This window comes from Peribacillus sp. NPDC056705, assembly GCF_043656335.1.
Map to the genome: position 1 here is coordinate 1 of NZ_JBHTYI010000208.1, position 1,308 is coordinate 1,308.

Genomic DNA, 1,308 nt, shown 5'->3' on the forward strand with positions numbered 1-1,308 from the left:
GATTTATTAACGGCGGAGCCGTTCGTGCAGACCTTTGAAGAGGAACTGCTGCGCCGGGCCAACGTAACCATCGACTATCATAATAAGCAGGTGCTTGCCAAGGAAGATTTATTCAAGGTGCTGTACCGTAGGCTGGATGAGCACTCGGTTGCGCTGGTCAGACTTCTTGATTATACGCAAGAGCATCGTTATGAAGAGAAGTATTTTTTCGGGGATGCAACCAGTGAATTTGTTCGTTATGCAATCCGTGCGGATGAGGCTCTGCGAGTGTATAAGCTTGGGGTTGTGCATGAGAAACGCTCGAGCGGGGTGGAGAAGCTGAACTTAATGGGAGGCTTCCATCTGGAAGACTTGATGTATTATCGTAACGGCAGAACCTATTACGAGACGTACACGGCTAATGGTTACGAGTTTCATGGAATAGAGCCGGGATTATTGCCTGAACTGCGTTAAGGTTCTGAATTAGATAAAGAGAGTAGGCGTGTATGGTGCAACGAAAAATAAATCCGCTCTTGCTGTTATTCAGCTTGATAGGCGGGGTCATCGGATTCGCCATCGGAGAATATTGGCTGCGCGTGTGGGGGATCGAGCTCCCCATTATTTTCGTGACAGGGGTGTATTTCGGAATCCTTGCTTTCTGTATCGGCCTGTCGTGTTTATTGGCTGAGATCATCTCGCCTAGACTGAACGGGAGTTCGTGGAGACAGCGCTATACAGGGACGTCATGGAAGCTCCTGGTACCTTCTACGCTGGTAGCGTTGTTCGCGCTGGGACTGTTGTTCGAGTGGGCGTACCAGATGACTCCGGGCAGTCAGCCCAAGCCTGTGAAGGACATTGTGCTGGTAATCGATAATTCAAGCAGCATGGAGGATACTGATCCGAATCAGGACCGCTTCATGGCAGCCAAGAACTTGATCCAGCGGATGGACGAAGACAACCGGGTTGCCGTCATGCTGTTTGATCATACCGCGAATTTATTGCAGCCGTTCACGCGTGTAAATAATCAAGCGGCCAAAGATGAGATTATAACTGAAATTGACAGCCTGGTAACGACGCAAGGTGGGACGGACATCGGCCTTGCGCTTGACGAGACGATGCAGCATATCCAAGATCAGCCGGGCACTGGCCGAAACGCCATGGTTATCTTGCTATCTGACGGTTTCAGCGAGACGGATCATGAGCGAGTGCTGGCGGAGTATAAGCAGCAACAGATTGCGGTGAATACGATTGGGCTGAACTTGATATATCAGGACGGCTCGGCGCTGCTGAAGACGATCGCGGCCGAGACGGGCGGACAATATTACGATG

Annotated in this window: 1 protein-coding gene and 1 pseudogene; both read left to right on the forward strand. The window is 50.7% G+C overall.

The features are described 5' to 3' along the window. A pseudogene (locus ACFRAK_RS28975) lies at positions 1-453 on the forward strand (transcription initiation factor TFIID); the annotation flags it as partial. Between the two features lie 32 nt (positions 454-485). Beyond that, a partial coding sequence (locus tag ACFRAK_RS28980; protein ID WP_394573195.1) for a vWA domain-containing protein occupies positions 486-1,308 on the forward strand: 823 nt, incomplete at its 3' end.